General features: G+C 66.6%; 18 protein-coding genes. 8 read left to right on the top strand and 10 right to left on the bottom strand.

Translation table 11 applies throughout. The features are described 5' to 3' along the window. The first annotated feature begins 165 nt into the window (after positions 1-165). The 4 genes from pgm (at position 166) to ASD68_RS12420 (ending at position 4,810) form a co-directional block, all read left to right on the top strand. The gene (gene pgm / locus ASD68_RS12435; RefSeq protein ID WP_056607214.1) at positions 166-1,812 is read left to right on the top strand and encodes a phosphoglucomutase (alpha-D-glucose-1,6-bisphosphate-dependent); all 1,647 of its coding nucleotides are present in this window, start codon (positions 166-168) and stop codon (positions 1,810-1,812) included. 122 nt (positions 1,813-1,934) lie between these two features. Next, on the top strand, positions 1,935-3,983 hold the full coding sequence (gene tkt / locus ASD68_RS12430) for a transketolase (RefSeq protein ID WP_056607212.1): 2,049 nt from the start codon (positions 1,935-1,937) through the stop codon (positions 3,981-3,983). 66 nt (positions 3,984-4,049) lie between these two features. Continuing rightward, positions 4,050-4,262 carry a DUF2945 domain-containing protein gene (locus ASD68_RS12425; protein WP_056083675.1) on the top strand — a complete coding sequence of 71 codons (213 nt, stop codon included), beginning with the start codon at positions 4,050-4,052 and terminating at the stop codon, positions 4,260-4,262. A 2-nt stretch (positions 4,263-4,264) separates the two neighbouring features. Continuing rightward, positions 4,265-4,810, top strand: coding sequence for a DUF488 domain-containing protein (locus ASD68_RS12420; RefSeq protein ID WP_056607210.1), 546 nt, complete (start codon positions 4,265-4,267; stop codon positions 4,808-4,810). Between the two features lie 128 nt (positions 4,811-4,938). Here ASD68_RS12420 and gnd read toward each other — a convergent pair whose 3' ends face one another. Together gnd and ASD68_RS12410 are read right to left on the bottom strand one after the other, a co-directional pair. Further along, positions 4,939-5,844, bottom strand: a complete 906-nt coding sequence (gnd, locus tag ASD68_RS12415; RefSeq protein ID WP_056607207.1) for a phosphogluconate dehydrogenase (NAD(+)-dependent, decarboxylating) — start codon at positions 5,842-5,844, stop codon at positions 4,939-4,941. Positions 5,845-5,905: 61 nt separating this feature from the next. Further along, the gene (locus ASD68_RS12410) at positions 5,906-7,240 is read right to left on the bottom strand and encodes a glucoamylase family protein (RefSeq protein ID WP_056083665.1); all 1,335 of its coding nucleotides are present in this window, start codon (positions 7,238-7,240) and stop codon (positions 5,906-5,908) included. A 157-nt stretch (positions 7,241-7,397) separates the two neighbouring features. Between ASD68_RS12410 and ASD68_RS12405 the strand changes: the two genes are divergently transcribed. Then, positions 7,398-11,309 carry a glycosyl transferase family 36 gene (locus ASD68_RS12405; RefSeq protein WP_056607204.1) on the top strand — a complete coding sequence of 1,304 codons (3,912 nt, stop codon included), beginning with the start codon at positions 7,398-7,400 and terminating at the stop codon, positions 11,307-11,309. A 306-nt stretch (positions 11,310-11,615) separates the two neighbouring features. Here the strand turns inward: ASD68_RS12405 and ntrC are convergent, their stop codons facing one another. After that, entirely contained in the window at positions 11,616-13,010 is a 1,395-nt protein-coding gene (ntrC, locus tag ASD68_RS12400; RefSeq protein WP_056083659.1) for a nitrogen regulation protein NR(I), read from the bottom strand. After that, entirely contained in the window at positions 13,003-14,004 is a 1,002-nt protein-coding gene (locus ASD68_RS12395) for an ATP-binding protein (RefSeq protein WP_056607201.1), read from the bottom strand. Before ASD68_RS12395 ends, ntrC begins: the two co-directional genes overlap by 8 nt. A 196-nt stretch (positions 14,005-14,200) precedes the next feature. Between ASD68_RS12395 and ASD68_RS12390 the strand changes: the two genes are divergently transcribed. Continuing rightward, positions 14,201-14,488 (top strand): hypothetical protein, encoded by a 288-nt coding sequence (locus tag ASD68_RS12390; RefSeq protein WP_056607198.1) that lies wholly within the window; start codon positions 14,201-14,203, stop codon positions 14,486-14,488. Positions 14,489-14,606: 118 nt separating this feature from the next. Further along, positions 14,607-14,918 (top strand): hypothetical protein, encoded by a 312-nt coding sequence (locus tag ASD68_RS12385; protein WP_056607196.1) that lies wholly within the window; start codon positions 14,607-14,609, stop codon positions 14,916-14,918. On the opposite strand, the gene ASD68_RS12380 is transcribed toward ASD68_RS12385, so the two are convergent. From ASD68_RS12380 to ASD68_RS12355, 6 genes are all read right to left on the bottom strand, one after another. Beyond that, positions 14,919-15,806 (bottom strand): aldo/keto reductase, encoded by an 888-nt coding sequence (locus ASD68_RS12380; RefSeq protein WP_056607192.1) that lies wholly within the window; start codon positions 15,804-15,806, stop codon positions 14,919-14,921. A gap of 184 nt (positions 15,807-15,990) precedes the next feature. After that, positions 15,991-16,836, bottom strand: a complete 846-nt coding sequence (locus tag ASD68_RS12375) for a Bro-N domain-containing protein (RefSeq protein WP_056607189.1) — start codon at positions 16,834-16,836, stop codon at positions 15,991-15,993. A gap of 213 nt (positions 16,837-17,049) precedes the next feature. Next, entirely contained in the window at positions 17,050-18,459 is a 1,410-nt protein-coding gene (glnA, locus tag ASD68_RS12370) for a type I glutamate--ammonia ligase (protein WP_056607187.1), read from the bottom strand. A gap of 216 nt (positions 18,460-18,675) precedes the next feature. Next, the gene (locus ASD68_RS12365) at positions 18,676-19,428 is read right to left on the bottom strand and encodes a TorF family putative porin (protein WP_056607184.1); all 753 of its coding nucleotides are present in this window, start codon (positions 19,426-19,428) and stop codon (positions 18,676-18,678) included. Between the two features lie 138 nt (positions 19,429-19,566). Then, the gene (locus tag ASD68_RS12360; RefSeq protein ID WP_056607181.1) at positions 19,567-21,927 is read right to left on the bottom strand and encodes an NdvB protein; all 2,361 of its coding nucleotides are present in this window, start codon (positions 21,925-21,927) and stop codon (positions 19,567-19,569) included. Positions 21,928-21,957: 30 nt separating this feature from the next. Then, positions 21,958-23,325, bottom strand: coding sequence for an MFS transporter (locus ASD68_RS12355; RefSeq protein WP_056607584.1), 1,368 nt, complete (start codon positions 23,323-23,325; stop codon positions 21,958-21,960). A 320-nt stretch (positions 23,326-23,645) separates the two neighbouring features. Here ASD68_RS12355 and ASD68_RS12350 point away from each other — a divergent pair, with 320 nt between their 5' ends. Further along, positions 23,646-24,848, top strand: coding sequence for a sterol desaturase family protein (locus ASD68_RS12350; protein WP_056607178.1), 1,203 nt, complete (start codon positions 23,646-23,648; stop codon positions 24,846-24,848). Positions 24,849-24,967: the final 119 nt, after the last annotated feature.

Raw genomic sequence — 24,967 nt, 5'->3', positions numbered from 1 at the left:
TCTGCAGGAACGGCTTCAGCCGCAACGCTTCTGCTCTGGAACTCCAAAGCAAGAGCGTCGCGGCTGAAGCCGCTCCTACAGAGTCGGCTCCACCGGCCGCTCACGCTCCAATCGCTTCACTGGTGGCAGACTGCAACGTTTCCACGAAAGATTTTTCGAGGGCACATGAGTCAGAAGATCAGCCCACTCGCCGGCAAGCCGGCGCCCGCATCGATACTCGTCGACATCCCCAGGCTGCTGGCCGCCTACACCGACCTGCAACCCGATCCCTCCGTACCGGCCCAACGCGTGGCGTTCGGCACCTCAGGCCATCGCGGCAGCTCGTTCGAGCGCAGCTTCAACGCCTGGCACATCCTGGCGATCAGCCAGGCGATCTGCGACTACCGGAAAGCCAAGGGCATCGACGGCCCGCTGTTCATCGGCGCCGATACCCACGCGCTGTCGCAGCCGGCGTTCGAGAACGCGCTGGAGGTACTGGCCGCCAATGGCGTGGAGACGATGGTTTCCACCGGCGGCGAGTTCACCCCCACGCCGGCGGTCTCGCACGCCATCCTGGTCTACAACCGGGGCCGCACATCCGGCCTGGCGGACGGCATCGTGATCACGCCGTCGCACAACCCGCCCGACAATGGCGGCTTCAAGTACAACCCCAGCAACGGCGGCCCGGCCGACACCGACATCACCAAATGGGTGGAGAACCGCGCCAACGCACTGCTGGAAGGCGGCCTGCGCGAGGTGAAGCGGATGCCGCTGGCGCAGGCGCGCACGGCCGCCACCACGCACGAACACGATTTCCTCAATCACTACGTGGCCGACCTGGCCAACGTGATCGATTTCGACGCGATCCGCGGCGCCGGCATCCGCATGGGCGTGGACCCGCTGGGCGGCGCCGGCGTGCACTACTGGGGCCCGATCGCCGAGCGCTATCGGCTGGACCTCACCGTGGTCAGCGACGTGGTCGACCCGCAGTTCGCCTTCATGAGCGTGGACTGGGACGGCAAGATCCGCATGGATCCCTCGTCGAAATACGCGATGCAGCGGCTGATCGGGCTGAAGGATCGCTACGACGTGGCGTTCGCCTGCGACACCGACCACGACCGCCACGGCATCGTCACCCGCAGCAGCGGATTATTGGAACCCAATCATTACCTGTCGGTGCTGATCGACTACCTGTTCCGGCATCGGCCGCAGTGGAACGCGCAGGCCGCGGTCGGCAAGACGGTGGTCAGCACCGCGCTGATCGACCGCGTGGCGAAGCGGCTGGGTCGCCAGCTTTACGAGGTGCCGGTGGGTTTCAAATGGTTTGCGCCGGGTCTGTTCGACGGCTCGCTGGGTTTCGGCTGCGAGGAAAGCGCCGGCGCCTCGCTGCTGCGCCGCGACGGCACGGCCTGGGTCACCGACAAGGATGGCCTGGTGCCCGCGCTGCTGTCGGCCGAGATCACCGCCCGCGAGGGCAAGGACCCGGGCGAGCTGTATGCGCGGCTTACCGATGAACTGGGCAAGCCGTTCGCCAATCGCGTCGAAGCGGCGGCCACGCCGGCGCAGAAGGCGAAATTGTCCAAACTGTCGCCCGACCAGCTGAAGACCGACCAGCTCGCCGGCGAGAAGATCGAGCAGGTGCTGGATCGCGCGCCCGGCAACGGCGCGGCCATCGGCGGCATCAAGGCCGTGGCCGCCAGCGGCTGGTTCGCCGCGCGGCCATCCGGCACCGAGGCAATCTACAAGATCTACGCGGAAAGCTTCAGGGACGAGGCGCATCTGCAGGCGCTGCTGAGCGAAGCACAAAGCATCGTGGATGCGGCGCTGGCCTGATTCCGCCAAGCCCCTGTAGGAGCGACTTCAGTCGCGATGCTCTTTCTTTGAAGCTTCAGAGCGAAAGCATCGCGACTGAAGTCGCTCCTACAAGAATCCCAACCTCTTCCGGAGAAACAACCATGTCCAACGACCTCGACCAGCAATGCATCGACACGCTTCGCTTCCTGTCGGTGGACATGGTGCAGAAGGCCAACAGTGGCCATCCCGGCTTGCCGCTGGGCGCGGCGCCGATGGCCTACGTGCTGTGGACGCGGCACATGAAGTACAACCCGGCCAACCCGCAGTGGACCGACCGCGACCGTTTCGTGTTGTCGGCCGGGCACGGCTCGGCGCTGCTCTACAGCCTGCTGTTTGCCACCGGGTACGACCTGTCGCTGGATGACATCAAGCACTTCCGCCAGTGGGGCAGCAAGACGGCGGGTCATCCCGAATACGGCCACACGCCCGGCGTGGAAGTCACCACCGGCCCGCTGGGCCAGGGCCTGGCCAATGCCGTGGGCATGGCGCTGGGCGAGGCGCAACTGGCGGCCAGTTATAACCGCGACGGGCACACGGTGATCGACCACCGCACCTGGGCCATCGTCAGCGATGGCGACCTGATGGAAGGCGTGGCCAGCGAGGCGGCCTCGCTGGCCGGCCACCTGAAACTGGGCAAGCTGGTGTGCCTGTACGACGACAACTACGTGACGCTGTCCGCCGGCACCGACATGACGTTTTCGGAGGATCGCGCCAAGCGCTTCGAGGCCTACGGCTGGCAGACCATTACCGTGCCCGACGGCAACGACGTGGCCGCCATCGACAACGCCTTGAAGGCGGCATGCGCCGATACCGAACGCCCCACCCTGATCCTGGTGCGCACCCACATCGGCTTCGGTTCGCCCGAGCAGGACAGCTACAAGGCGCACGGTTCCCCGCTGGGTACCGAGGACGTGGCCAAGACCAAGCAGAACCTGGGCTGGCCCACCGAGCCGGATTTCCTGGTGCCCGAACCGGCGCTGGCGCACATGCGCCAGGCGCGGGATCGCGGCGCCAAGGCGGAAGCGGACTGGCTCAGCCGTATGGACGGCTATTCCAAGGCCTTCCCCGACGAGGCGAAAGCCCTGGACCGCCGCCTTCGCGCCGAGCTGGCGCCGAACTGGGACGCGGATATCCCGACCTTTCCCGCCGACGCCAAGGGCATGGCCACCCGCGTGGCCGGTGGCAAGATCATGAATGCCTTCGCGGCCAAGGTGCCGGCGCTGTGCGGTGGCTCGGCCGATCTGGACCCCTCCACCCACACCGCGCTCAAGGGCCTGGGCGATTTCAATCCCGCGCCGACACCGGGCGAAGACACCGAAGGCTCCGACGGCGGCGGCTGGAGCCGCGCCGGGCGCAACTTCCATTACGGCGTGCGCGAGCACGCGATGGCGGCGATCAGCAACGGCCTGGCGGCGCACGGCGGCTTCATTCCGTTCGACGCCACCTTCCTGATCTTCTCCGATTACATGCGCCCGTCGATCCGCCTGGCCGCGCTGATGGGCCTGCACGTGGTGCACGTGTTCACCCACGACAGCGTGGCGCTGGGCGAAGACGGCCCCACCCACCAGCCGGTGGAACAACTGGCCAGCCTGCGCGCCATCCCCAACCTCACCGTGATCCGCCCCGGCGACGCCAACGAAACCGCGGTGGCGTGGAAGGTGGCGGTGGAAACCCGCCACGCGCCGGTACTGCTGGCGCTGACGCGGCAGAACGTGCCCACCCTGGATCGCCAGCGCTACGCCAGCGCCGACGGCCTGCGCAAGGGCGCCTACGTGCTTAGCGACGCGAAGGACGGCAAGCCCGCGCTGATCCTGATCGGCACCGGCTCCGAAGTGGGCCTGATCCTGCAGGCGGCCGAAAAACTGCAGGCCGAAGGCATCGCCGTGCGCTGCGTATCGATGCCCAGCTGGGAGCTGTTCGACGCGCAGCCGCAGAGTTATCGCGACGAAGTACTGCCGCCGGCCGTGCACGCACGGCTGGCGGTGGAGCTGGGCTCGCCGCAAGGCTGGCACCGTTACGTGGGCGACCGCGGCGGCGTGCTGGGCATCGACCACTTCGGCGCCTCCGCTCCGGCCGACGTGCTGCTGCGCGAATTCGGCTTCACCGTGGACAACGTGGTGGCACGGGCAAAGGCGTTGCTGCAGGGGTAACCGCGGCTTCACGCACGCATGAAGCGGTCTCTGCTTTCATGCGTGCGGTATCCACCGGAGGCCCTCATGTCCCACGCATTCAAAGTCGGCGACCACGTACGCTGGAATTCCGAAGCCGGCCACGTCAGTGGCACCATCACCAAGGTGCACACGCGCGACACGGAATACAAAGGCCACATGCGCCGCTGCAGCGAGGACGATCCGCAGTACGAGATCAAGAGCGACAAGACCGATCACGTGGCGATGCACAAGGGCGCCGCGCTGCACAAGATCGACTGAGCATGCTGGTCAAGCCTGCCACCGTGTGGACCATCGGCCACTCCACCCGCACGCTGGAAGAATTCATCGGCCTGCTGCAGACCTACCGCATCGAGGCGATCGCGGACGTACGGCGCTTCCCCGGTTCGCGCCGCTACCCCTATTTCGCCAGCGAGGCGCTGGCCGAGGCGCTGTCCGCTCACGAGGTCGCCTATCAGTGGATGCCCAAACTGGGCGGGCGGCGCAAGGTGCAACCGGGTTCGCCGAATACGGCGTGGCGCAATGCCTCGTTCCAGGGCTATGCCGACTACACCGCCACCGACGAATTCGCCGAAGGGCTGGAGACGCTGCTGGCGCTGGCCTCGCAGCGACGCACCGCGATGATGTGCGCCGAGGCGGTGTGGTGGCGCTGCCACCGTTCGCTGGTGTCCGACGTGCTGAAGCTGCGCGGCATCGAGGTCATCCACATCATGGACGCCACCCACAGCACCGAGCATCCCTACACCTCGCCCGCGCGCATCGTCGATGGCGAGCTGAGCTATGCGCCGGCGCAAGCGGATCTGCTGTGAACCGCACTGTGGGAGCACGCCTGTAGGAGCGACTTCAGTCGCGACCGCTTTTGCTCCGAAGCTGCAAAGCTGAAGCGGTCGCGGCTGAAGCCGCTCCTACAGGGAGAGGAACCTCCCAGCGAAGCTGATCATTCCTTCTTGACCGCATGCCCGCCGAATTCGTTGCGCATCGACGACAGCAGCTTGTCGGTGAACGACTCGGTGTCGCGCGAGCGCAGGCGGGCGATCAGCGACAGGGTGATCACGGGCGCGGGCACGTTGAGCTGGATCGCCTCGTCCACCGTCCAGCGGCCTTCGCCGGAATCGGGCACGTAGGGCGCGATGCCGTCCATCTTCGGGTTCTTGGTCAGCGCGTCGGTGGTGAGGTCGAGCAGCCAGGAACGCACCACGCTGCCCTGGCGCCAGATCTCGCCGATCTGCGCCAGATCCAGGCCGAACTCCTGCTTGTGCTCCAGGATGGAGAAGCCTTCGGCGTAGGCCTGCATCATGCCGTACTCGATACCGTTGTGGACCATCTTGGTGAAGTGGCCGGAACCGACCGGACCCACACGGCCCCAACCCGCATCCTTGCCCGGCGCCAGCGTCTCGAAGATCGGCTGCAGGCGTTTCACCACCGCCTCGTCGCCGCCGACCATCATGCTGTAGCCCTCGGCCAGGCCCCACACGCCGCCGCTGGTGCCGCAGTCGACGTAGTCGAGCTGGTGCTCGCGGTACAGTGCGGCGCGGCGCAAGGTGTCGTTGTAATTGGAGTTGCCGCCATCGATCACGGTGTCGCCGGGGGACAGCAGCGACAGCAGCGTGTTGACGGTGTCATCGGTGATCGCGCCGGCGGGCACCATCAGCCACACCACCCGCGGCGCTGGCAGCGCCTGCACCAGGGCCTGCAGCGAATCGGCGCTGGCCGCACCCTTGCCTTCCAGCGCCTTGCGCGCGTCGACGTTCGGGTCAAAGCCGGTGACCTTGTGGCCGCCACGCAGCAACCGTTCGGCCATGTTCGCGCCCATGCGCCCCAAACCCACCATGCCAAGTTCCATCGCACTACTCCGTCACAGAAAACAAAAAAGGGCGCGCCACACGGCAGCACCCGGGAAGGCATTATCGCGTATGCCGATCGGTATCCAGCCAGCCACCGCTGAAACCGGCGCGGCGCAGGCCATCGATGATGTAACGGCAGCCGCGCATGAGCTGCCACGGCAGGCCGCTGCGGTAATTCTCCACCATCAGCAGGATCGGCCCCAGATTCAGGCCGAAAAAGTACGGCGACACCCAGCCATCCAGCGCCATGCCGGGTTTGTCGACGTAGCTCTGGTTGAAGCTGGCCTTGAAGCCGTAGGGATGATGATCGTGCAGCTGCAGCGTATGGATGAAGTGGTGCACCGCGGGCAACACCACCTCCGGCGCGAACGGCAGCGAGGCCACCACCGCCCATGGCGCCAGCGTGCCGTCGTCGATACCGAACGGTGCGCCGCGGCCCTGGTAATCGTAGAAGTGCCGCTCGATGCCGTTGACCTTCAACGTGGCCGGGCCGGGACCGTCGCTGGCGGTGATGCCCCAGCAGTCGGCGCCGTAGCCCTTGAAACCCAGCGGGTTGTCGATGGCATAGCGTTGCTGGATCAGGGTGGCGCGGCGACTGTTCTCGAAATAATCGATGCCCTTGCCGCGCATGAACGCGTCCTGGATACCGCGGAAATCGATCCACGCATGCGACAGCTGATGGGTGAACAGCGGCCCCGCATACAGGTAATCGAGGTCGTAGCAGTGCTTCCATTCATAAGTGCTGGCCCAGGCCGCGTACGCGCTGGGCGGCAGCGGATGGGTGGGTGAACCCAGCGCCAGCACGTACAACAGCAAGCCTTCGTCGTAGCCCTGCCAGCGGTGCGGGATGAAGCCGCTTTCCGGATGCCAACCATGGCCGATGGTGCCATCGGCGGCTTGCGCCCAGAGCCAGTCGGCGCGTTCGTACAAGGCGTGCGCGATCTCGCGTACTTCCTTCTGCTCGGCGCTGTCGTCGTTGAAATACGCGGCTGCGGTCAGCATGCCGGCAAACAGGAAGGCGCTGTCCACCGTGGACAGCTCGCATTGCCAGGCGCGCCGGCCCGTCTGCATGTGCAGGAAGTGGTAGTAGAAGCCGCGGTAGCCGGTGGCGTCCGGTTCCGGCCCTTGCGGGCTGTCACGAAAGAAACGCAGCGTGGTCAGCACCCGCTGCAACGCCTCCGCGTGGCTGAGCAGGCCGCGTTCGACCGCCACCGGATACGCGCTGAGCGCCAGCCCGGTGGCGGCGATGCTGCACGGCCAGTCCGGCGCGGTCTTGTCCGATACCAGGCCGTTCAACGGGTTGGTTTCGTACTGGAAATACGCAAACGCCTTGCTCTGCAGCCGCTGGAACAACGGGTCGGGCCGGAGCGGCGGGCTGGACGGGGACGAACGCATGGATCGGGGAGTGGCCTGTCTCGCTGCAGGAAGTCGGCGGCGGATCGCGTGGCCGATGAGCACGGCATGGTACCCCCCACCGCGATGAAACGCAGGTTGACGCGGCCGATGCTGTTGTCGGCGCATCATCGGGGACCTGTTCATCACAGGAACCCCGATGTCGCCATCTTCCCGCACCATCGACCCGCGCCAGCACTGCCTGCTGTCCAACGGCAAGCTCAGCGTGATGCTGAGCGCGAACGGCTCCGGCTACACCCGCTGGCGCGACCTGGCCGTGACCCGCTGGCGCGAGGACCCGGTCAGCGACCCGTGGGGCAGCTACCTGTTGTTGCGCGACGAGGACAGCGGCGAGGTGTGGTCGCTGACCCAACAACCCGGCACCAGCCGCACACCCGACGACGCGGTGGAATTCGGCATCGGCCACGCCCGCTTCAGCCGCCGCCACCACAGCGTGCACAGCGAGCTGGAAGTCGCGGTGGCGCCGGACTCGGACACCGAACTGCGCCGCATCACGTTGAGCAATCACGGCGATCGCACACGCACCCTCACGCTCACCAGCTATGCCGAACTGGTGCTGGGCGCGGCGGCGGCGGACGACGCGCATCCGGCGTTTTCCAAGATGTTCGTGCAGACCGAATGGGACGCGGCGCATGGCCTGTTGCTGGCCCACCGCCGCGCGCGCGACGCCGCTCCCCCCGCGGCGTGGTGCGCGCAGGCGCTGCAGATCGAAGGCCGGGGCGCCGACGGCGTCAGCTTTGAAACCGACCGCGCACGATTCCTTGGACGCGGCCGCACGCTGGCGCACGCACAGGCGATGGCGCCCGGCGCGGCGCTGTCCGGCACGGTGGGCTGCGTGCTCGATCCGGTTTTCGCGCTGCGCCAGTCGCTCACCCTGGCACCGCGCGGCAGCGTGACCCTGTTGCTGTGGACCGCGCTGGCCGATACCCGCGAGGCTGCGCTGACGTTGGCAACGCGGCTGACGCAAGCCGACACCGCCGCCACCCTGTTCGACGGCGCCGCCCGCCAGGCCGAGGCGGAACGCGCGCGACACGGCATCGACGCCGCCTGCGCGGCTCGCTGTGCCCGCTGGTTGAGCGCGCTGCTGGTGACCGACACCGCGCAACGCGCACCTCTCGATCAATTGCCCCGCGGCCGCGGTGGCCCGCCCACCTTGTGGGCCGCCGGCATTTCCGGCGATCGGCCGATCGCCCTGCTGTACGTGCGCGACACCGACACGCTGGCGCGCGTGCGCGAGCTGCTGCAGGCGCAAGCCTGGTGGCGCAGCCAGCGACTGGCGGTGGATGTGGTGCTGCTCGATGCCACCTCCGGCGAAAGCGCGCTGCAGCAGGCGTTGACGCCACTGGTCGAGGCGCAACAGGCGCGACTGGCGGCCCACGATGGTGGGCCGAAGGCGCAGCTGTTCGTGCTGCAAGACGACACCCTCGCCACCGAACTGCGGCAAGGCCTGCTGACGGTCGCACGGCTGGTGCTGGACGCCGCCGAACCGGTACCGCACATGCCCGATGCACCGGCCGCCGCCGTCGCAGCACCGCCGATCCGCGCCAGCACCCCGGCCGCACCGCCGGCCGCCGCCAGCGCCGAACGATCGGAATTCGCCAACGGCAGCGGCGCCTTCGTCGACGATGGCCGCGCCTATCGCATCGATCTCGATGACGGCCGCACCACGCCGGCGCCATGGGTGAACGTGATCGCGAACCCTGCGTTCGGCTTTCTGGTGTCGGCCGAGGGCGGCGGCTACGCGTGGTCGCTTAACAGCCAGCAGAACCCGCTGACGCCGTGGCCGAACGATCCGGTCAGCGACATGCAGCACGACGTGATCTACCTGCGCGACCAGGACACCGGCGATGTGTGGAGCACCACGGCATTGCCGATCCGCGCGCCCGGCGCCCGTTACACCGCCACTCACGGCAAGGGCTGGAGTCGCTTCCGCAGCGACGCCCACGGTATCGAAACCGACCTCGTGCAATGCATGCCGCTGGCCGATCCGGTGAAGCTGTCGCGGCTGCGCCTGTACAACCGCTCGGCGCGCGCGCGGCAGTTGGCGGTGACCGGTTACGTGCAATGGGCGCTGGGCGCCAACGGCAGCACGCCGGCGCCGTTCGTGATCACCGCGCACGATGAGGCCACCGGCGCGATGCTGGCGCGCAATCCGTGGCGGCCGGACTTCGGCGAGCGCGTGGCGTTTTTCGACATGGCCGGCCAGCAGCAATCGATCAGCGGCGACCGGCGCGAGTTCCTGGGTGAACTGGGTACGGTCGAACGCCCTGCCGCGCTGCACGACGGCGCGCCGCTGTCCGGCCGCGTGGGCGCCGGGCTGGATCCCTGCGGCGCGCTGCAGACGCGCATCGAATTGCCGCCGCACACCCAGATCGACCTGCTGTTCCTGCTGGGCGACGCCAGTGCCGAAGCCGAGGCGCAAACGCTGATCGACCGCTACCGGCGCATCGACATCGACGACGTGCTGGCCGCCGTGGCCGCGCAATGGAGCGACGTGCTCGACGCGGTGCAGGTGCGCACGCCCGATCGCGCCCTCGACATCCTGCTCAACGACTGGCTGCTGTACCAGGTGCTGGCCTGCCGCGTGTGGGCGCGCACGGCCTATTACCAGGCCAGCGGTGCGTACGGTTTCCGCGATCAATTGCAGGACGTGATGGCGCTGTGCGTGAGCCGCCCCGACGTGGCGCGTGAGCAGTTGCTGCGCGCCGCCGGTCGCCAGTTCGCCGAGGGCGACGTACAGCACTGGTGGCTGCCACCGCAGGGCCAGGGTATCCGCACCCGCATCAGCGACGATCGACTCTGGCTGGTCTACGTGGCCATGCACTACGTGCGCGTCAGCGGTGACGACGCCGTACTCGACGAAGTGCTGCCATGGCTGACCGGCCCGGCGATCGAGGACGGCGCGACCGACGCGTTCTTCCTGCCCGGCCACAGCGACGACGTGGCGAGCCTGTACGAACACGCGGCGCGCGCGATCGACAGCAGCCTCGCCACCGGCGCGCATGGCCTGCCGCTGATCGGCACCGGCGACTGGAACGACGGCATGAACGCGGTGGGCGTCGCCGGCCGCGGCGAAAGCAGCTGGCTGGGCTGGTTCCTGCTGGCCGCCATCGCGGCGCTGGCGCCGGTCGCCGAGCAACGCGGCGATGGTGAACGCGCCCGCCGCTGGCGCGACCATGCCGACACCTTGCGCCAGGCGCTGGCGCAGGCATGGGACGGCGCATGGTACCGGCGCGGCTATTACGACGATGGCACGCCGCTGGGTTCGGCGCAGAACGACGAGTGCCGCATCGACACGATCGCGCAATCGTGGAGCGTGATGGCCAGCGCGGACGACCCGGCCACGATCGACCGCGAACGCGCTACGCAGGCCATGGCGTCAGTCGATCGGCTGCTGGTCGATCACGCCGATCAAGTGGCGAAACTGTTCACCCCACCGTTCGACGGCGGCCCGCAGAACCCTGGCTACATCAAGGGCTACCCGCCCGGCGTGCGCGAGAATGGCGGCCAGTACACGCACGGCGCGATCTGGTCGATCTTCGCCTGGGCCGGCTTGGGCGACGGCGACCGCGCCGGCGATGTATTCAGCCTGCTCAACCCGATCCACCACAGCGCCAGCGCCGAGGCCGTGCAGCGCTACAAGGTCGAACCCTACGTCGTCTGCGCCGACATCTATGCGCAAGCCCCGCACGTCGGCCGCGGCGGCTGGACCTGGTACACCGGCTCCGCCGCGTGGCTGTATCGCGCCGGGCTGGAAGCATTGCTGGGGTTCCAATTACGCGGCGAGCAGTTACGCATCGATCCGTGTATGCCGAAGCACTGGCCAGGCTTCACGCTCACCTATCGGCATCGTGGCAAGCAGCACGTCAGCTCTTACGAGGTCAGCGTGGAGAATCCGCAACGGGTTTGCCGCGGCGTGCTGGCGATGGAGATGGACGGCCAAACGCTGGATGCCGGCAAGGCCGTGGTGCTGGTGGATGATGGACGGGTGCACCGGCTGCGGGTCACGCTGGGCGCTAAGCCTCCTCTCCCCCTTGCGGGAGAGGATTGAGGAGAGGGGTCGGTGCTTGCGGGGAAGTTGGGGAGCGCTCTGCCTCATCTCCCCTTGGGGAGAGGACCGAGGAGAGGGGCGGTGCTTGCGGGGAGGCTGGGGAACGCTCTGCTTCCTCTCCCCCTTGGGGAGAGGACCGAGGAGAGGGGGCGGTGCTTGTGGGGAAGCCGGGGGGTTCGGCGATGCGAGCAAGCTTCGTTGAGCTTCCCCGCGGCGTGTGCCCCCTCTCCCTACCCTCTCCCCGCAGGGGAGAGGGGATTACGGTGTCTTTGTGGCGTTGAGGTGAAGCGTTTGCGGGAAGCCCCCTCAAGACGACTTGCGCGTGCGCGACGTCCCCAGCTTGCGGGTCAGCGTGTTGCGGCCCACGCCCAAGGCTTGCGCCGCGTTCTGCCGGTGGCCATCGCAGGCCTGCAATGCCGCCTGGAGCAGGGTCTGGTCCAGCGCTTCGCGGGCGCGGGCGTGGATTTCGACTTCGCCGGCGGCCAGGGCTTCGGCGGCCCAGTCGCGCAGGGCGTCGGTCCAGTCACCGCCGCTGGGGGCGCTGCGCATGCCGTCCAGGTCGGTGGGCAGGATTTCGCTACCGGGTGCGATCACTGCCAGTCGCCGGCACAGGTTTTCCAGCTCGCGCACGTTGCCGGGGAAATCCCGTTGCGCGATCAGTTTCAGCGCGGCTTTCGAGAACCGCTTCGGCGGCAGCTTCAGATCCTGTGCCATCGCCGCCAGGAAATGCCGCGCCAGCAACGGAATGTCGCCGCGCCGGTTGCGCAGCGCGGGCAGTTCGATGCGCACCACGTCCAGCCGGTGCATCAGGTCGGCACGGAACAGGCCCGCGGCCACGCGCGCGGACAGGTCCTGGTGGGTGGCCGCCACGATGCGCACGTCGCCGCGGATCAGTTCGCGTCCGCCCACGCGGTAGAACTCGCCGCCGGCCAGCACACGCAGCAGCCGCGTCTGCAGCGCCAGCGGCATGTCGCCGATCTCGTCCAGGAACAGCGTGCCGCCCTCGGCCTGTTCGAAGCGACCGGCCACGCGGCGCAGCGCACCGGTGAACGCGCCGGCCTCGTGGCCGAACAGTTCGCTTTCCAGCAGCTCGCTGGGGATGGCGGCGGTGTTGAGCGCCACGAAAGGTTTCTGCCGGCGTGCGCTTTCCTCGTGCAGCGCGCGCGCCACCAGCTCCTTGCCGGTGCCGGTTTCGCCGGTGATCAGCACGTTGAGGTCGCTGGCGGCCACGCGGCCGATCAGCCGGAAGACTTCGCGCATCGGCGCGCTTTCGCCCAGCAGGGCATGGTTGGATGCCACCGGTTCGACGATCGGTTCAGCCGGTGCCGCGGCGCTGGCCAGCGCGCGCTGCACCACCGCCACGGCGTGGTCGAGGTCGAACGGCTTGGCCAGGTAGTCCACCGCGCCGGCACGGTAGGCGGCAGCCGCGGTGGCCACATCGGTAAAGGCGCTCATCACGATCACCGGCCCCACGCCCAACTCCTGCAGCTCGCGCAGCAGGCTCAGGCCATCCTCGCCGGGCATGCGCACGTCGGTCAGCAGCAGCGCGGGCCGGTCGTCGTGCAGCGCCGTGCGGACGGTCTCCACCTCGCCGAACTCGCGCACTGCCAGGCCGGCGTCGCGCAGCACCTCGGCCAGCACGAAACGTACGCCGCGGTCGTCGTCGACGATCCAGATTTCCGGTGCCGGGGTATCAGTCATGGCCAGACTCCAGTGGCAGGTACAGCGAGAACACCGTGTCGCCGGCGCGGCTGGCGTAGCGCAGTTCGCCGCCATGTTCGTGGGCGATTTCGCGCGACAGCGCCAGGCCCAGGCCGGTGCCGTCGACGCGGCCGGACACCAGCGGTTCGAACAAGGTGTCGCGCAAGGCGGCGGGCACGCCGGGGCCGTCGTCGGCCACGTCCACGCGCAGCGCCATCCGCGCCACGCCCTCGCCCAGGCGCAGGCCGTACTCGGCGCGGGTGCGCAGAGTGAGCGTGGTGGCGCCGGCTTCCAGCGCGTTGCGGGCCAGGTTCAACAGCGCCTGCTGCAGGCGGTCGGCGTCGCCGTGCAGGTCGGGCAGGCTGGGGTCGTAGTCGAGCCGCAGCCGCGGCGGCTGCGGCTCGGCCTGCAGCAGGTCGGCGACGCGCTGCAGCGGCTGATGGATGTTCACCGGCGCCAGCGTGGGCGCGCCGTCGTTGTGCAACAGGCGGCTGGCCAGCGCGCCAAGGCGATCGGCCTCATCAATGATCAGGCCGGCCAGCGCCTGCAGGTCCTCACCGGTCACGCGCCGCTGCAGCAACTGCGCGGCACCGCGCAGGCCGGCCAGCGGGTTTTTCATTTCGTGCGCGAAACCACGCAACGTGGCCGACAGCGGCGACTGGCCGGCCGGCGATTCGGCCAGCGCGTGCGCCTCCAGCAGCAAGCCGCCGTCGAGCGGTTGCAGGGTGATGTCGACCCGCGTCTGCCGCCCACTCACGGCGGTCAGCGTCACCCCGCGCAATTGCACCGGCCGCTGCTGCGCCAGACTCCGCTGTGCCTGCCGGGAGGCATCGCCCAGCACACCGGCCAGCGGTTGGCCAAGCGCGCTGCGCGGCCCCCATTCCAGCCATTCGGCGAGCGCCGGGTTGAGCCATTGCAGACGCAGATCGGCGTCGACGAGGGCCAGCCCCGTCGCCATCTGCTCCGCATACGCCTGCCAGTCGCGGTCGCTCATTGCACCATTGTGGGTGTTGTTTACATTTGGTGCAATAGGCCTGATGCGTATGGCGTGCGATCTACCGCATCGCGGGGCAAATTCCGTCGTGGAACATCGGCTTGGCGCCGTTTATACCGGGCATTCACCCTGCGATGGGCACTGTGGCGGGACACGCGGCGAGCGTGTACCGACGCCACGAAAGAGGGCCACCGACATGCACGAATCCATCCAGTTGGGCGACATGGTTTTCGTCTCCGACGGGGGCGAAGGCATCGGCTCGGTACGGGAGATCCGGCCGGAGCCGCCGGAGTTGGTGATCTACATCGAGAATGCGGGCGATTTCGAGCTGCCGTTGTCGGCGGTGCACGGCGTGCACTCGGGCAAGGTGGTGCTGGATGTCGCGCGACTGCAGCCACGGCTGCGCGAGGCGACGCGTCATGTGCGCGATGCAGCGGACCCTTCCTACCAGGCGCGCGGCAACGGGGTCGATGAGGAGGAATAGCGGCGTCCGGACAAGGTCCGATAGATGAACCACGGCATCTGCCACTCCCTCCGCAGCCGGTCAGCGGACAGGTCGCGACATACAATGCCCGCATGATGACCGCCGATTGCCGCGCCGCATGATCGACAAGGACGAGACACGGCTCAACCGCCATTTCCACCGCATGGAAACCCAGCTGCCCGGGTGGATTGCGCGACCGATACGCTGGCTGCGCGTGCCCTCGTCGCGCTGGGTCCGCGTGCCGGTGGGCCTGCTGCTGATTGCCGGGGGCATATTCAGCGTTTTGCCGGTGCTGGGCCTGTGGATGTTGCCGCTGGGGCTGTTGCTGCTGGCCGAGGACCTGCCCTTTCTGCGCCGCCCGATGTTGCGGACCCTGCTGTGGGTGGAGCGCCGCTGGCTGCGCTGGCGACGCTCGCGCGGACGCAGCTGATCAATCGGGCTTGGCGGAGCTGGACTCCGCCTTGCCGCCCGCGTCCAGTTCCGCGAATTCCTCATCGGACAGCGTGATGCCGGCCGCGGCCACGTTCTGTTCCAGATGGCTGACCTTCGACGTGCCGGGGATCGGCAGCATCACCGGGCTGCGCCGCAGCAGCCAGGCCAGCGCCAACTGGCCGGGCGTGGCGTCATGCGCGGCGGCGATGCGATCGAGCAGCCCGCCCTTGCCGGCCAGGCTGCCGGCGGCCAGCGGATACCACGGGATAAAGCCGATGCCGTGCTTTTCGCAATGGTCGAGCACGTCCTCGCTGCCGCGATCGACCAGGTTGTAGCGGTTCTGCACGGTGGCTACCGGAAACACGGCGGACGCCGCGACCACGTCATCCACCGATACCTCGCTCAGGCCCGCGTGGGCGATGATGCCCTCGTCCAGCAACGCCTTGATCGCCCCGAACTGCTCATCGCGCGGCACCTTGTTGTCGATGCGGTGCAACTGCCACAGACCGATCTGCTCCATACCCAGCCAGCGCAGGCTTTTCAGCGCCTGCTGGCGCAGGTATTCGGGGCGACCCAGCGGCTGCCACTGGTCCGGCCCGCTGCGGGTCAGCCCGGCCTTGGTGGCCACCAGCATGTCGGGATACGGATGCAGCGCTTCGCGGATCAACCCCTCGGACACATCGGGCCCGTAGGAATCGGCGGTATCGATGAAATTGACACCCAGCTCGGGCAGTCGCCGCAGCGTGCGCAGGCACTCGGCCTTGTCCGCCGGTGGCCCCCAGATGCCCTTGCCGGTAATGCGCATGGCGCCGAAACCGAGGCGATGGATGGCGGTATTTCCGCCGATCTTGAAAGTGCCCGATGAGACGGCGTTTGCGTTGGCCATGGCGTTGTTCCTGCGGGGATGTGAGGGGCGGCCGCGCCACGAGATGCGGCCAACGGCAACCACCAAGGTTACGCCGACCACATGAAACGCGGGCGAAAGTACGTTACCCGCAGCCATCCGGAACGGACGCACGCCAGCAGAAAACACTGGGCGGTAAAGACCGCCGATGCGGCAGGCCGCAACGCTACCCGCCCGGCTTCTTCAAACGCTTCTGGCGTGGCGGCGGCAGGTAATTTTCGCCGGACACCACCTTTTTGCCAGTCTGGCTTTCCAGCTCCCGGCGGGCGCGCTTGGCGATGCTGCCACCGCTTTTCGCCGCGACCTTGTTGGCCGGCAGGCCAACAGCCTGCGTTGTCTCGGCAATCTGTCGGGTAGACAGTTCAGCCAGCGCGGTAAAGATCAACTCCGCTTCGCTCATATGGTCGCGCAGGTTCTGTGTTTTCAGCCCCTTGAGCTGCTTGTGCTCCTTCACGCCAAGGCCGGTCCACTCCTCGTGGATCAGGTTGGTGAGAATGGCGAACTCCTGGCCGGCCTTGATCTCGTGCCTTGCCCAATAATCGGTCAGTTTGGCGCGGGTTTCCTGCCCCATCATGCGCTGGTTGATCCACTTCTCGCTGCGGCCGTGCTTCTGCCACGTCGCGCGGGCACGATCCAGCGCCAGCGCCGGGTCGGCCAACTCCTGCATGCGCTCGTAACCAACCTTGGCCAGCCACAACTTGATCGGCTCCGCCTTGGGGCTGGGCACGGATTGCACCAGACGCAGCAGGGTCTCGGCGGTGGCCACGTCAGTCAGGTAATTTTTGCCATCTGCGGCGGTCAATTTCAGTCGGTGACAATTTGTCACCGACTCATTGCCCTCTTTGCGCAGCCGCTCCTTCAGCTTGTTCCAATACTTGCGGGCCGCCTGGTAATCCGGTTGCTGGGTCAGCACCTGCACGATGTCCACCACCGAGAACCACCAGGTTTCGCTGGTTTCGTCGTAGACGCGGCGGATCGCGTGGTCTTCGAACTGGGTGGGCAGTTGCTGCATGGCCGACTCCTTGTGCGGATTCACTGCGGGCGTTGTCCCGTCACTGTAACCGGCTGCCGTCGCAACAGTTGAGAGGTATCGGCCCGATCGAAGGTCATCGGCGAACGCGCGAATTCTTCGGGCAGCCAAAACGACAACGGGCGCCGAGGCGCCCGTTGAAAATCTGACCCACCTAACGCCCTCCCCTTGCAGGGAGGGCTTCAGGCGCCCGCATCAGAGCGAGTAGTACATCTGGAACTCCAGCGGGTGCGTGCTGGCGCGGTACTTGGTGACTTCCTTCATCTTCACTTCGATGTAGGCATCGATGAAGTCGTCGGTGAACACGCCACCGGCTTTCAGGAAGTCGCGGTCCTTGTCCAGCGCTTCCAGCGCGGCGTCGAGGCTGGAGCAGACCTGCGGGATGTTCTTCTCTTCTTCCGGCGGCAGGTCGTACAGGTCCTTGTCGGCCGGGGCGCCCGGGTCGATCTTGTTGATGATGCCGTCCAGGCCGGCCATCATCAGCGCAGTGAACACCAGGTAGCCCGACTGCATCGGGTCGGGGAAACGCACTTCGATACGACGGCCCTTGGGGCTGGCCACGTACGGGATGCGGCAGCTGGCGGAGCGGTTGCGGGCCGAATAGGCCAGCATCACCGGCGCCTCGAAGCCCGGCACCAGGCGCTTGTAGCTGTTGGTGGTGGAGTTGGAGAACGCGTTGATCGCCTTGGCGTGCTTGAAGATGCCACCGATGTACCACAGCGCCATCTGCGACAGGCCGCCGTAGAGGTCGCCGGCAAACAGGTTCTCGCCATTCTTCGACAGCGACTGGTGCACGTGCATGCCGCTGCCGTTGTCGCCGACCAGCGGCTTGGGCATGAAGGTGACGGTCTTGCCGTTCTGGTGCGCCACGTTCTTGACCACGTATTTCATGGTGATCAGCTCGTCCGCCTTCTTCACCAGCGTGTTGAACTTGACGCCGATCTCGCACTGGCCCGCGTTGGCCACTTCGTGGTGATGCACTTCCACCGTCTGGCCCAGCGACTCCAGCACCTTGCACATGTCGGCGCGCAGGTCACCCAGCGAATCGACCGGGCTGACCGGGAAATAGCCGCCCTTCACGCCCGGACGGTGGCCGGTGTTGTTGCCGTCGTACTTGTAGCGCGACGACCAGGCCGCCTCTTCGGAGCCGATTTCGTAGAAAACGCGACCCGGATCGTTCTGGAAACGGATGGAATCGAAAATGAAGAATTCCGGCTCCGGCCCGAAGAATGCGGTGTCGGCGATGCCGGTGGATTTCAGGAACGCCTCGCCGCGCTTGGCGATCGAGCGCGGGTCGCGGCCGTAGGCCTGCATGGTGCTGGGCTCCAGCACGTCGCAATGCAGGATCAGCTGCACGTGCGCGCTGAACGGATCCAGATGCGCGGTTTCCGGGTCCGGCATGAGGACCATGTCCGACTCGTTGATGCCCTTCCAGCCGGTGATCGACGAGCCGTCGAACATCTTGCCGTCCTCGAACGTGGACTCATCGATCTGATGCGCCGGGAACGTGACGTGGTGGTGCACGCCGAGCATGTCGGCAAAACGGAGATCGACGAACTCGACGTCGTGTTCCTGGATCAGGTCGAGCACTTTCTGAGCAGTCATGGAGCAACCTCGAATGGAATGGGCGGATGAGCTTTAGCAAACGGTGTGCCAACGGACAGTAGCGGGAAAACCGCATGCCGTGGGGCTTCGCGCGCCCTGAGGCTGACAGCAAAGTCCCTTAACGGTGCAGCATGGTGCCTCATTTCACCAGCTTGGTGCATGTGCTGCCGCCGACGCCGTTCCACGCCGAGGACGACGTGGCGCGGCGTCCCCGATTCAGAACGCCTTGCTGGCGCTGATCACGGCCGTGGCCCGGCCCAGGTAGTGGCCCATCGCGTTGGTGTAGACCGACCGCCGCGCGTTGGTGTCGTAATAACCCAGCGCCACCGCGTAACCATGGTCGAAGTTGCGGGTGAGGCCCAGCTTCCAGTCGCTGTAGCTGGCGGCGCTGGTGCCGGCGATCCGCTGGCGGCCGGCGTGGGCGTTGACCAGCCAGCCCGGGGTGAACTCCCAGTTCCAGGAAAGATCGACGTAGCTGCTGTTGCGGCTGTCCGCCACCCCGAACGCGTTGCCCAGCGTCTGCGAATATTTCAGCGTCAGCGCGCGCCAGCCTACCGCGGCGTAGGCCTCCAACGTGTACGGCCGGGTGTAGCCGTGCGGATAGCTGCCCGGGTAGTAGTACTCGTACAGGCCGCCGTCGAGCGTCCAGTCGTCGCCAACCTTGGTGCGGTAACCGGTATAGACGTCCAGTTCCACGCTGCTGGAAACCCGCGCGCCCGGCGCGGACGTATCGGACAACCAGCTGATGCTGCTGCCCCAGCCGCCCACGTACCAGCCGCTGGCATGGTCGTATTCCAGGCCGGCCTGCAAGGCCGGGTCGCGGTCGCTCTGCGAGAGGCCGCGGAACAGATAGTCATTGACGACGGTGACATTGCCGATGGTGGCGCTTTCGGCCGCCATGAGGGTCGGTGCGGTGCAAAGGGCCAGCGCTGCTGCACCAAGGTGGATCAGTTGCCTGGTTCGTTTCATCGTTGCGACTCCCGCTTTTCCAGCTGCCCGGCCAAGCGCCGGGTCCGCAGAATGCGATCCGGCCGCCGGGCCATGCTGCACAGCAATATGCGGGCCATCGCGCATGCGGCGATGCCACGAACCCCTTCCCGACGTGGTTCAGCCGGGTAAACGCACCGACACCTGGTACTGCCGGCCGGCCTCCACATCGCGGACAACGGCGCCTTCCAGCACCTTGCCGTCCACCACGATGGACGTCTCCTTCCGCCCGGCCTCACGCGCCATCTCGATCACGAATTCCGCCCCGCGGAACGTGCGCACCACCCGCGCCGATGGCCAATCCGCCGGCAACTGCGGCGCGATGCGCAAGCCGTCGGCCTGCCCCTGCAAACCGAACAGGCCTTCGACCAGGCAGCGGTAGACCCACGAGACCGTGCCGGTGTTGAACAGCTGGCTGGAGCGGCCGGCCGTGCGCGGAAACTGGTAATACGCGCCGCGGTAGTAGTTGGGGATGAACACCGGCAGCTGGCCGCGCCGCAGGTAGTCGTCGCCATCGGGGCCGGGGATCATCTGCCGCAGCAGGCGGTAGGCGCGCTCGGATTCGGTGATGTCGTACAGGCTGTAGATGTAGAAGATCGCCGCGTGGTTGTAGACCGCGCCGTTCTCCGCCGAGCCCGGATACTTCTGCGTCACCCGGCCCACGTCGTCACGCATGGCGGTAAACGCGGGCGCAAACATCATCACGCCATACGGCGTTTCGAGTTGCTGCTCGATCGCCTGCAGCATCTTCCCGCGCTGCGCGTCGTCGGCGGTGCCGGCCAGGATCGCCCAGCTCTGCGGGTTGAGGAAGATGCGGCCCTCGTTGTCCTTGCGGGTGCCGAAGATCACGCCGTCGTCGGTAATGCCGCGGGCAAACCATTCGCCATCCCACAGCTGGCCGTTCACTGCTTCATTGAGCTGCTGCGCACCCTCGCGGAACGACTGCGCCAGCTTGGGCTGCTGTCGCGCGTCGCACACGGCGGCCCACAGTTTCAGGGCGTAGCTGGTGGCCACCGACAACCAGCCGGACACCCCCTTGCCCTTGTAGCCGACCATGTTCATCGGGTCGCACCAGTCGCCCTGGGCGATCAGGCTGAGGCCGCGTTCGTCGCGCACGTCCAGCAACCAGCGCATCGCGGCGCTGATGCGCTCGAACACGCTCAGGGTGCGGCCGTCGGTCACGCCGATGACCGGCTCGTCCAGCAGCGCGTAGTCGCCGGTTTCGTCGAGGTAGGCCTGCAGGCAGACCGGCAGCCACACGCAATGGTCGGTGTGCGGGATCTGGTTGATGTACTTCAGCTCGGCGCCTTCGATCAGCAGGATGCCGTCGGGCATGGCGCCGCTCTCCTCCTGCTGGCTCAGGGCATGGAGGAAGGCCGAGCGCGTCACCGCCGGGCGGATGTAGCTCATGCCCATGTTGTCCTGCAGGTAATTGCGGGTCTGCGGATCGGTGCTGAGCCGGTTGACGTCGGCGTGGTAGAACATCTGGCGCGGCAGCCAGTGGTTCACGAAATTGTTCAAGGCGGCATCGGGCGTGTCGATCTGGATGCAGCCGCGACCCTGGCTCACGTAATCCGAATACTCGCGCCGGGTATCGGCGAAACCCGCTTCGCTCAGGTACTTCTCGCGCAGTGCGCGGATTTCCGCGTCATCGAAGGCCGGGCCGAAAATGAAGCGGTACTGCTGCGACTCGTCCGGCGCAAAGCCGTGGCGGTACTGCAGCACCGCCGCCGGGGTTTCGTAGCGCGCATCGCCACCGTCCAGCGTCTCCTGCTGCACGCCGCTGGGATGATGCAGGCCACCCTCGCCCTCGAAGGTTTCCTGCTTCGCCTCCCACGCATCGGGCGCGCGTTCATGCAGGAAGAAGGTCTTGTCCTTGAAGTCCTTCTGCTTGAAGTAATCGGCCACCTTCTGATACGGCGCGACGCTGCTGGCCACCACGCCGCCCAGGTCGGCGCGGTACTCCGCCGACTGATTCATCCACGACATGTAGCCGATCGGAAAGTACGGGTAGATGCTCAGCTTGCGCGCACGGCCGGACAGGTTGCGCACCTTGAGCGTCCACAGCTCCACCACGTCGTTCACCGGCAGCGACACCGCCATCTCGACCTCGATGCCCGCGCAGACCACACGCCACGCGATGTCGCCCTTGCCCGCGGAGAAGGTGAAGCTTTCCGGCGTGGCCCGCACCGGCTCATGCGGCGCCGAGAAGATCTCGCCGGACTCCTCGTCCTTGACGTAGAAAAAGCGCCCCGGATGATGCGCGTAATACGGCTGCTCCGGCTGCATGAACGTCTTCGCTTCCAGGTTCGGCGCGTGCGCGTACTTGGCCGGCTCCGGCTGCATGAATTGCGCCACGGCATAACCGCGGCAATTCATCTGCATCATCATGCGCCGGTTCCACAGGAAGCCGGCCGCGCGCGGCATCGCTACCGCGCTGTGCAATTCGAAACGTTCGCCATCGGCGCTGGGGTTAAGCATCTGAAACCGCTCCGCTGATCTAAAGAATGGTCAAACCGTGGATTTGCGCGCCAGCAATTCCGTCTGCACGCGCACCAGCGTTTCGTCGTCCAGCGTGTACAGACGCATGACGAATGCGGCGATGAGTGCGATGACGCCGGGGATGACGGTCAGCAGCAGCACGATGCCCAGCTGCGACGCGCCCGACTGGGCTTCGTTCGCCACGTAGCCCATCGCCGCCAGCATCCACGCAATGACCGCCGACGCGATCGCGCCGCCCAGCTTCTGCGAGAACGTGGCCGCGGCAAACGTCATCGCGGTGGCGCGACGGCCGGTTTTCCATTCGGTGTAATCGGCCGTGTCGGCAAACATCGAGAAGGCCAGCGGCGACTTGGGCCCGAGGAAGAAGCCGATCAGCGTGTTGATGCCGAACATCAGCCAGATCGCGTCCTTCGGCACGAACACCATCACGCAACTGAGCACGCCGACGGCCGCCATCAACAGCATCATCAACTTCTTCTTGTCGATGAAGCGGGTCATCAACGGCGTGCAGGCGGCGCCGATGGCCAGCGCAATGGAGTACGTGGCGAGGAAGGCACCGGTCAGGTCGGCCTGCCCCACGTAGTACTTCATGTAATAGACCGAGGCACCCGCGCGCATCACGATCGTCGTCATGATGATCAGCGCCAGCGCGAACAGGACCAGCCACGGACGGTTGTCCAGCAGGTCCCTGATGTCGCCCATCACCGCGGACTTCTGTTCGCGCGGCGGCGAGATGCGCTCGCGGGTGGTGAAGAACACCGTCATGAACATGATCGCCGCGGCCACGCCGTACGCCGCCATGGTCAGCTGCCAGCCGAGCTTGTCGTCGCCCTGGCCAAACCACTTCACCATGTCCAGCGTGAAGTAGTTCACCAGCGTGGTGCCGGTGAAGGCGGCGATGAAGCGGAAACTGATCAGCGTGGTGCGATCCTGGCTGTTGGCGGTGATGACGCCGGACAGCGCGGAATAAGGCGTGCTGAGGATGGTGTACATCAGCATCATCAGCGAATAGGTGCCGTACGCCCAGATAAGTTTGCCGCCCTCACCCAGGTCGGGCGTGGTGTAGGTCAGCACGCCCGCCGCCGCCATCGGTACGGCGGCAAACAGCAGGTAGGGGCGGAACTTGCCGAAGCGCGACCTGGTGCGATCGGCGATGGCGCCCATCGCCGGGTCGGTAAAGGCGTCGATGATCTTGGTGATCAGGATCATGGTGCCGACCGCGGCCGCGGGCAGACCCATGGTGTCGGTATAGAAGATCAGCAGGAACGCGGAGATATTGGCCCAGTAGAAGTTGAAGCCGACATCGCCGATGCCATAACCGATCTTCTCTTTCAGGCCGATCCTGACACTGGCTAACTCGTGCTCTGTTTGCGCCACGTTGACGTCTCCCGATGCTTGGTACGTTGGATGTGCGGTCGCGTATCGGCCGGTTTCGCGGCCGCAGTGCATTGCGACAAGTCCTCCCTTCAGCGCTCTCCGGGCAAAACACGACGTCGGCGCGCGCTTTCCGTGGAAAGCGCCCACGTCCTGGATCGGCGGTGAGATGGAGCGGGTGGCGCGACAGGTACCCGCCAATCGTCGCATGGAAATGGCCGTCCATGACAAATCGCGCCCTGGCCGTCGACAGCGGGAACGTGCCGGCAGCGCTTCGATTACCATGCGCCGACGCCAGCCGGCGCTTTCAGTGAAGGATCACCATGAGCAGACATTCCAGGCGCGACACCGCCCGTGACGCGTTGGAGCGCGTCGTGCAACCCGTGGCGGAGACGCGCGAACTGCTGCACCGCGACGGCGAGCTGAAGCCGGGGCTGGGCAAGATCAGCGGCGTGATCGCGCTGTCGCTGGGCTTCCTGTGCCTGTTGGCGGTGGCGGCCTTCCACTTTCCGCAGTACCTGACCACGCCAGACCTGCGCCACAAATACTCGGTCGACGTCTTGCGCCAGGTGTTGCTGGTGGGCCTGCTGGTGGCCGGCGGCATGTCGCTGGGCAATGTGATCCTGGGCCGCCAGCGCAATCTCAACATCATGGCGTTCGTGCTGGTGATCGCGGCGGTGGCGCTGGGCGGTTCGCGGGTGCCGGTGGGCGAATTTCCCGACCACACACCGTACATCGGGCTGGACTGGTTCATCCTGGACCTGCTCGGCTCCACACTGATCTTCGTGGTGATCGAGAAGCTGTTTCCGCTGTACAAGGGCCAGGCGATTTTCCGCAAGGAATGGCAGACCGACCTGAAGCATTTCGCGGTGAATCATTTCATCGTGGGGCTGGCGCTGCTGACGGTGAACTTCCTGCTGCACCACATGTTCGGCTGGCTGGTCAGCAGCGATTTCCAGCAGGCCGTGCAGCACATTCCGTTCCTGCCGCAGTTGCTGCTGTGCGTGCTGGTGGCCGACCTGGCGCAGTACTGGACGCACCGCGCGTACCACGAGGTGCCGTTCCTGTGGCGCTTCCACGCCGTGCACCACAGCGTGAAGACGATGGACTGGCTGGCCGGCTCGCGCCAGCACATGCTGGAGCTGATCTTCACCCGCGTCTGCGTGCTGGCGCCGCTGTACATCCTGGGTTTTTCCGAGGCGGCGATGAACGGCTACATCCTGATCGTGGGCTTCCAGGCGGTGTTCAACCACGCCAACGTGCACCTGCCGTGGGGGCCGTTGAAGTACCTGCTGGTGACGCCGGATTTCCACCACTGGCACCACGCCTCCGACGACGAGGCGATCGACAGGAACTACGCCGCGCACTACGCGTTCCTGGACTACCTGTTCGGCACCGCGGTGAAGTCGAAGAACAAGTTTCCCGAGCGCTATGGCGTGGTCGGCGATTACATGCCCGAAGGCTTCGTGAAGCAGCAGATGTTTCCGTTTCGGTCCGGAAAAAAGGATGTCGACACCGCCGGCTGATCGTCGACGCAATGCAACAATCGTTGTGCGGTGCGACGCGCCGCACGGTGCGCCGCACCATGCCATCACCCCGGCACTTCGGCCCTTCCGAACCGCCCCTGACACTGCTACGGTTACCG

The organism is Rhodanobacter sp. Root627 (genome assembly GCF_001427835.1).
GTDB classification, from domain to species: Bacteria; Pseudomonadota; Gammaproteobacteria; order Xanthomonadales; family Rhodanobacteraceae; genus Rhodanobacter; species Rhodanobacter ginsenosidimutans.
The sequence above is the reverse complement of the archived record's forward strand: the minus strand, read 5'-3'. Positions and strand labels throughout refer to the sequence as shown.

Bases quoted from the DNA above. Each gene is read 5' to 3' on its own strand.
- pgm (WP_056607214.1), top strand. From the start codon at position 166: ATGAGTCAGAAGATCAGCCCACTCGCCGGCAAGCCGGCGCCCGCATCG.
- tkt (WP_056607212.1), top strand. From the start codon at position 1,935: ATGTCCAACGACCTCGACCAGCAATGCATCGACACGCTTCGCTTCCTG.
- ASD68_RS12425 (WP_056083675.1), top strand. From the start codon at position 4,050: ATGTCCCACGCATTCAAAGTCGGCGACCACGTACGCTGGAATTCCGAA.
- ASD68_RS12420 (WP_056607210.1), top strand. From the start codon at position 4,265: ATGCTGGTCAAGCCTGCCACCGTGTGGACCATCGGCCACTCCACCCGC.
- gnd (WP_056607207.1), bottom strand. From the start codon at position 5,844: ATGGAACTTGGCATGGTGGGTTTGGGGCGCATGGGCGCGAACATGGCC.
- ASD68_RS12410 (WP_056083665.1), bottom strand. From the start codon at position 7,240: ATGCGTTCGTCCCCGTCCAGCCCGCCGCTCCGGCCCGACCCGTTGTTC.
- ASD68_RS12405 (WP_056607204.1), top strand. From the start codon at position 7,398: ATGTCGCCATCTTCCCGCACCATCGACCCGCGCCAGCACTGCCTGCTG.
- ntrC (WP_056083659.1), bottom strand. From the start codon at position 13,010: ATGACTGATACCCCGGCACCGGAAATCTGGATCGTCGACGACGACCGC.
- ASD68_RS12395 (WP_056607201.1), bottom strand. From the start codon at position 14,004: ATGAGCGACCGCGACTGGCAGGCGTATGCGGAGCAGATGGCGACGGGG.
- ASD68_RS12390 (WP_056607198.1), top strand. From the start codon at position 14,201: ATGCACGAATCCATCCAGTTGGGCGACATGGTTTTCGTCTCCGACGGG.
- ASD68_RS12385 (WP_056607196.1), top strand. From the start codon at position 14,607: ATGATCGACAAGGACGAGACACGGCTCAACCGCCATTTCCACCGCATG.
- ASD68_RS12380 (WP_056607192.1), bottom strand. From the start codon at position 15,806: ATGGCCAACGCAAACGCCGTCTCATCGGGCACTTTCAAGATCGGCGGA.
- ASD68_RS12375 (WP_056607189.1), bottom strand. From the start codon at position 16,836: ATGCAGCAACTGCCCACCCAGTTCGAAGACCACGCGATCCGCCGCGTC.
- glnA (WP_056607187.1), bottom strand. From the start codon at position 18,459: ATGACTGCTCAGAAAGTGCTCGACCTGATCCAGGAACACGACGTCGAG.
- ASD68_RS12365 (WP_056607184.1), bottom strand. From the start codon at position 19,428: ATGAAACGAACCAGGCAACTGATCCACCTTGGTGCAGCAGCGCTGGCC.
- ASD68_RS12360 (WP_056607181.1), bottom strand. From the start codon at position 21,927: ATGCTTAACCCCAGCGCCGATGGCGAACGTTTCGAATTGCACAGCGCG.
- ASD68_RS12350 (WP_056607178.1), top strand. From the start codon at position 23,646: ATGAGCAGACATTCCAGGCGCGACACCGCCCGTGACGCGTTGGAGCGC.